Annotated in this window: 6 protein-coding genes; 3 read left to right on the top strand and 3 right to left on the bottom strand. The window is 35.5% G+C overall.

From position 1 onward, the window contains the following. The first annotated feature begins 899 nt into the window (after positions 1 to 899). Together mobQ and BL249_RS18295 are read left to right on the top strand one after the other, a co-directional pair. Positions 900 to 2,414 carry a MobQ family relaxase gene (gene mobQ / locus BL249_RS18300; protein ID WP_099707542.1) on the top strand — a complete coding sequence of 505 codons (1,515 nt, stop codon included), beginning with the start codon at positions 900 to 902 and terminating at the stop codon, positions 2,412 to 2,414. A 59-nt stretch (positions 2,415 to 2,473) separates the two neighbouring features. Beyond that, a complete protein-coding gene (locus BL249_RS18295; protein WP_099707543.1) occupies positions 2,474 to 4,348 on the top strand; it encodes a P-loop NTPase fold protein in 1,875 nt (624 codons plus the stop codon). A gap of 41 nt (positions 4,349 to 4,389) precedes the next feature. Here BL249_RS18295 and BL249_RS18290 read toward each other — a convergent pair whose 3' ends face one another. Further along, complete coding sequence (locus BL249_RS18290) at positions 4,390 to 4,665, bottom strand: hypothetical protein (protein ID WP_099707544.1); 276 nt, start codon at positions 4,663 to 4,665, stop codon at positions 4,390 to 4,392. 10 nt (positions 4,666 to 4,675) lie between these two features. After that, the gene (locus BL249_RS18285) at positions 4,676 to 5,206 is read right to left on the bottom strand and encodes a membrane lipoprotein lipid attachment site-containing protein (protein ID WP_099707545.1); all 531 of its coding nucleotides are present in this window, start codon (positions 5,204 to 5,206) and stop codon (positions 4,676 to 4,678) included. Between the two features lie 221 nt (positions 5,207 to 5,427). On the opposite strand from BL249_RS18285, the gene BL249_RS18280 reads away from it, so the two are divergent. Then, positions 5,428 to 5,751, top strand: coding sequence for a helix-turn-helix domain-containing protein (locus BL249_RS18280; protein WP_032414330.1), 324 nt, complete (start codon positions 5,428 to 5,430; stop codon positions 5,749 to 5,751). A 398-nt stretch (positions 5,752 to 6,149) separates the two neighbouring features. Here the strand turns inward: BL249_RS18280 and BL249_RS18275 are convergent. Beyond that, positions 6,150 to 7,172: FRG domain-containing protein (locus BL249_RS18275; protein ID WP_099753261.1), on the bottom strand; the 1,023-nt coding region annotated here is incomplete at its 5' end.

Raw genomic sequence — 7,172 nt, 5'->3', positions numbered from 1 at the left:
TTATTATATTTGTAATCACGTTGTCGCTTAACTGATTACAAGACTTAAAAAAGTCGTCGAAACTTTTTTAGTCCTTAAAAAGTCAACTTTGTGAAGTTGGCTTTTTTTGTATCTTCATTTTATTTACAACAAAGGATTTGGATTGTCAAATAAAAGTCGGAAAATATTTTAATATCCCATAATATATCATCATCCTTAAGCAGCACTTAGTGATTGCCATGAACAATCACATCGCTGGAACAGGGCTTCGCACTGTTAATATTAGATTGTTCAAAAAAATAGTTTACACAAAAATGCAACACCCCCTATAAGTAATTGTGCAACACATACGTGTGCAGACACTAACTTTAAACGTCTAATACTCATTACGTTACTTATTTTTTCGTATTCATGATTTTAAATTTACCTATCTATTTTTGACACTAATCTCACACGTTAACCTGTTCTTTATTGTTTTTATCTATTTTTTATAAAATTTTCCTTTCCCGCCTACGGCGGGAGGCTAATTAAACTACTTTTGCCCTTACGGGCGCTCGCTAAAACACATAATCTTAATATTCGTGTAATACCTCAGCCGTTCATCTGATTCTTACTCTGTTAATTTCACAGATCTTAAAACTAGCGTTATTATTTAACTATAGAAGAACTTTAAACATTGTCGTTATTTTTAGCTCCTTTAGGAGATAAAAAAATAAAGCAATGCCCACCTATACACTCACTTCGTGAGCGTGTGGGGTCTACCGACGGTTGCCTGCCGCAGGCTAACACCGTTTCCTCCGGAAACAAGGTCAACGTCAACACCAGAGTTTTTCTTGCGAAAAACTAAAACCAGCATAGTCGCATTGGAGATTTATATTTTGGTTTTATATTTAAATTTATATTGAGGTTCTTTTTATTGTATGGCTATTTTTCATCTTGATTTTAAAATTGTGAAACGAAGTGAGGGCAAATCTTCCGTTGCGAAAGCTGCCTATCATGCTCGTACACGCATATCAGATGAAAGAACAGGTGATACCTATGATTATAGTCGCCGTACTGATTTGTACGGGCATTTCATATTAGCACCTGTTAATGCTCCAGAACATATTGTTAAAGATTCTACAGCATTGTGGAATGAAGTTGAACGGGTCGAGCGTCAGCAAAATGGTCAAACAGCTCGTTATTTCGATGTTGCTATTCCTGCCGAGTTAAACAATGACGACAAGAAAAAACTTGTCCTTGAGTATTGCCAGAAAAATTTCGTTGATAAAGGCATGATTGCCGACATCGCTTTTCATGATCTTGATAGCGACAACCCACATGCTCACGTTATGTTGACATTAAAAACTATAGGACCAGAAGGTTTTGGTAAAAAGGAAAGGAGCTGGAACGACAGAAAAATGTCTGTTTTATGGCGTGAATCATGGTCAGCTATGGCTAACAGCTACCTTGCTGCCGCTGGTTCGTCAGAACGTATTGATCATCGTTCCCTTCAGGCCCAGCACGAGGAAGCTTTAGAAAAAGCAGCAGTAGCTTTAGATAATGAAGAAAAAGCGCTATGGCTTGCTAAAGCCACTGAAACGAACCGCCCTGCAATGAAACGTATCCACAGTGCCAAATGGCGTAGTAAGGCGGCTCAGGAACAAAGAGCCACAGAACAAGCTGTTCGTGATGCTGCCAAGCAGGAAGCAGTTGAAGTCTACAAAACATTCAGCGAACTTGATCTTGAAATCGTCGTTGATGTCAGAAGCTTTACGATTACACATCTTGGTGAACCAGAAGAGATTGTATTACCAGAAACGCACTCCGGCTCTTCTACTCATGAAACACAAAGACCTGTATTGGTAGCACCTGCTCCTCATACTCGTGTGCGTGGCGTTAAATCTTACCGTGATAAATCCAAAGTCAGTAAGGTTGTTGTTGGTAAGAAACCATCTGTCAGTATTTCTGATTCTGAGACAAATACTCTTCTGAAAACAACCTCTTCTAAAACCCCAAATAGGGCATCCAGAAGCGCCCCTGAACGTGTTAAGAGAAAACAGGCTATTCCACGTCAGGATAATATTTTTAAACGCTTTACAGCTCTTTTAGTTGATTTTATCAGGGATAAATTCATATGGGCTAAAACAGACAAAACTAAAATTGATATTATCAGTGAAGAACATGATAAACGTATTGCTAAAAACTACATCTATGATGAAGTATTAGGCTATCCTGTTCTACGCACTGAATATGAGAAACGAGCTAAGTTTAACCAAGATGACTATAAGCCGACACCAAATGAGATAAGGCGATTCCCAAGTCGCATTAATAGCGCTAAACCTGTAAGTGATTACGATAATGGGATCTCACCTTCATTACCTGCTGAACCAATGAAGGGAGTAAACTTTCCAAAACTCAAACCATCAGATTCTAATATCACTAAGAGCAAATGACAACCAAATACTTTTGATATAGAATGTAAAATCAATTAACAGAGAATGGTTTGTTAAAAATGGATCTTAATAATCATATAATTGATAATTTAAATTATTATTTAAATACAAGCGCTCCAGAATATGCTTTCATGATTACTGGCGGATGGGGAGCAGGAAAAACCCATTTCATAGAAAGTTTCATAAATGAATATAATAAAAACGCCATTGATAATCAGTCTAGAAATAAAATAATAAAAATAAGTCTATTCGGATTTAAAGCCACATCCAGTATTGATGAAATGATTTTTCAATCATTACACCCACTGTTAGGCCACAGATATACCAAGTTAGCCGGTAACATTCTAAAGGGAGCATTAAAACTCGGTTGTAAGATAGATATAAACGGCGATAGCAAACCAGATGTAGATATTAATGCAAGTTTAGATAAAATAAAATTTAGCGAAATATTCTCTACTAATACGGATAGCGGAGAGATCATTATCGCATTAGATGATCTTGAGCGCACTGACATCCCATTAAAAGAAATTCTTGGGTATGTTAATTATCTTGTCGAAATTTCAAAGGTTAAAGTCATTCTCATAGCTAATGAAAAAATCCTACATGAAAAGGATAAATCATCCGAGGATAAAAATAAGGATGTTTATTCAAAATTTAAAGAAAAAGTTATAGGTAAAACATTCCAAATCAAACATAATATTGATAATGTTTTGGATAGCTTCCTCGACGAATCAGAATGTGAGCCATTAAAGAGACATAGAGATGTCATTAAAAACATCTATATACGCTCAGATGATACTAATCTCAGAAAACTAAAGCAAAGTATTTTAGATTTTGGATACATTGCAAATTATATCGATGAAGAACAACTTAAAAATGAAGAGTATTCATCGCTGCTAATACGCGTTTTCTTTGCCTTATCATTAGAAATTAAAAGTGGTGAGTTAAGCGAGAGTGAATTAAGAGAAAATGAACCATTCAAAAATGAAAAAACCAATAGCAATGGTTCTAATAATGTATTTTATAAATATGACATTAGTTACAGGACCTTGTATGTGGGTGATCTATGGGCTGATATTCTGTTCAAGGGTGATGCAAGTAATTTAAAGTCAGCAACTGATGAGCTTGTATATTTTAAACAACAAAAAAACAATGAACATCCCCTCTGGTTCAAGTTATGGAATTTTAGCACACTGAATGAAGAACAGTTTATTTCTCTTACCAATCAGCTACTTTTGGAGTTCGAATCTCTTCAGGAGGAAGAGCATCAGGTTTATTTACATAAATTAGCCTTAATCATTTACTTCTCAAAAAATTCTCTAATTAGTAAGGGAATCGATGAAATAAACAATACAGTTTATGAATACATTAAAACCTATAAAGACGGTTGGGCTATTTTGGACAATCGCTCTATTGAAGATATAGTATTTGGAAACCATACTGGCTATAGCTACTACAATGATTCAGATGAGGACTTTAGGAAACTATTTAATTTACTCAGGTCTGAACGCAAATCTATCTCTGACAAATTAAAACACCAAGCAGAAATCATCAGAGCAAATGAAATATTTACATATCTTGCGCAAGGAAACAAGGATGAGCTGATCAATATTTTATATACTGAAAATCAGTTTAAGCCATTTTTCAATAAATTAAATGCTGAAGACTTAGTGAAGGTCTTGTTGCACTCAAGTAATTACATAACGTCGTACTTTAATCATATTATAAAGGAACGTTATACTTCGAGAGATACTCTCAATGGTCTGAGAGCATATAAATATCTGAAAATTGAAGAGGAGTTTTGGATTGAGTTACAAAATAAAATCTCGAAAGAAATACCTCGAATGCCTCCCCTAAAAAAACATTTCATGGAACAGCTTGATACAACCATTAAGGAAATAATAACAATTCTATCTTCAGTGCCTGATGTTTAAGATTCTGGGGCTGGACATTTTATTGACCAGCCCCTTAAAAATTACATTCTTCGCCTGAACACAACATTATCAGAGAAGATCGCCTTGCCAGCTATAAAAGCTACAATAAAAATTATTGGCAGGCTGATAGTAGCTCCCGCCATGCCTGTAGACATTCCGATCAGTATAGACAGGCCGAAGGTCAATAATATGACAACGGAAGCATACCAGCCGGGGTAAGTTCCATATAAAACAGTTGCCATGCAGCCAGTACAGACATGGACGCCTCTCTGACTTTCTTTCAGGCAAAACGGACACTGAATAGTTTTGTTTTCCATGATAGACCCCTTAGATCGCTTTCCAGCCATTGCTGGTTTTAACAAGATTAATCATGCCTTCTTCAGGTTCATTCATACCCTTGACGCTGGAGAACGCTTTTTTGTCCACCCATGAAGGAACATCCGCCAACTTCCATGTATAAGACACGCGAACAACTTTCTGATTACCGTTTCCCGGTTCGGTCCATTCCTTTATCTCAGCAACTGCCCGGCGACCAACACAAACACCTTCTTTGGCATCCCAGATTTTGGCTTGTTTACCTTCATCTGTTATCCCAAGCGTATTGTTATCCCAGCCTTTAACAAAGGCCATTAAGCCCTGCTCTACGAGGCCGTCAAGGATTACAGAACCTGTTCCAGTCCCTGTTTCATCAAATCGCGGTTTGGAGAGCTGGACAGGGAATGTGACATTGTTGTTCCGCAGTGAGAAACAGGTTTTCGATTGACCAATCTTCGCGTTGATCGTTTTCTCAAAGTCGCCTTTTTCACCACATCCCGCCAGAACCAACACAGCCCCCGCCATTAGTAAGATTTTTTTCATTTTCCTATCCCATCAGCGATAACAAATAATAACCACTTGTACTGGTCCAAGTAATGACACTTATGAACGGTTCAGCCGTCAGTCACTGAAGGCATCAGACACTATTCAAATTTGCTGTATCGATAGACCAATACATCATCACTGGCAGATACTACGTTAAACGTAGTATCGAAAACAAGGAAAAACTACGATTCTCGTAGCTCTTAATGATGAGAGTGCTTATGACCCAGCGAGAATCCCATAGAGACATCTTTTGTAAGCGTTTAAAAGAAGCGCGGCTTGCAGCTGGATTATCTCAAAAGAGGCTGGGTATCGCTGCCGGGATCGACGAATTTGTAGCAAGCACTCGCATCAATCGATACGAAAAAGGCGTACATGAAGCAGATATCCATACTGCACAGAAATTAGCACAAACGCTCAATGTCCCATTAGCATATTTTTATGTGGAAAACGATCAACTTGCTGCTATCGTAATGAACTTTGATAAATTATCTGAGGAAGATAAAGAAAAAATAATACACTTAATAGATAATAGAACATTGTAAGTTAAACATACATTTATATATTTGTGGTCATACAGAATGACTGTTCAATTCATCTTAGCGAAGGAATGTTTTTCCTTTACTCACTTAACCAAATTTGGATACTAACTTCATATACCTGTTCATTGTTCTATTTTCATCCAAATATCTTTCCACCGCTGATAGTAGGTAATAGCTAAAAACCTCAATTTATTTTTATTTATATAAAATGTCTTTGTATTTTTATTTCTTTTAACATCATTTACAACACACGTCATAATAGGGTATTTTAATTATATTTCATGTCTGTTATAGATTGTGCTTTATAAGGTTATACCCTCAATGGATTTACGCCTAAATATATCTCATGGATATATACTCTTTAGGCGCTTCATCCTATAAAAATCCAAATTTATTTTAACCTACTCTTGATCATCATTTATTTTCTTCTCATACTTTCTTTTTATATATTTTGCTGAGTTTTCTATATACGGATATACTGTACTTTCATTTATATTCATTTTATCAAGATCTTCTAGTATTCTCTCTTTTCCATTCTTACAAATAATTATACGTTCAATTGAAATCTCAGGCGTTCCAAAATCTGACATCATCATTTCCGTGCCAAATAAAAGAAATGATCCTGATTGTGATAAAATTCGTCCATTGCTTTTCTTACCTTTGACGCATAGTATTTCCTTCAAATCATTTGGTATAATTTTGTTAAGAAAATATGATTTATCTTCTTTTATGAAATGAAGAAGTCTCCCGACCTCAGGAAGAGCATTAAAGTGGTTAATTTTAGTAATTGACTCAGATTTGTTTTTATCTTTTTTATATAAATCTAGTTCATAATCATTCAATAAATACTCTTCTTTTTGGACATTATTACCTATAGACTCCTTGTCATTTACCGAAAGCCGCGATATATTTGCCAAACAGTTAACTGTATCTGAATCAAAAAATTTTATTGATTTCTGATTTATGAAAAAAACTACAACCTCTCCATCTTTTTTATTGCTATGAGAAGAGCAGGCGAAGTAAAGAGCCATCAGAGGATTTGAGGTTATATCCAACAGACGAGTTGGTAATGAATAATGTTGCATACGAACAAGTTTCTCTAATGTTGTTCTGTCTTCATTAAAATCGTTAGGATTTTCAACCAACAATTCTGTTGCCATTACATTTTCATAATTCCTATATAAATAGCGGCCATTATCATCAGTTCTATTGATAGAAGGCTCAAGTTTATATTTGACATCACTATGCCCACGATAGAATATATCATAACCTTTTTTCTTTTGTTTAGATAAAACATGCTCCATGAAAATATTTAACGACGTCGCTTTGAATGAAACAATTTTGTCAGAAGCTTTATCTTCCAGTGGGATACGTAGGTCATTTTCATCTAAATTATTTTGAAGATTTATCCCATAGCTTTCAAT

Origin of the sequence: Erwinia sp. OLFS4, from assembly GCF_002752165.1 — a bacterium.
GTDB lineage: Bacteria > Pseudomonadota > Gammaproteobacteria > Enterobacterales > Enterobacteriaceae > Izhakiella.
The sequence above is the reverse complement of the archived record's forward strand: the minus strand, read 5'-3'. Positions and strand labels throughout refer to the sequence as shown.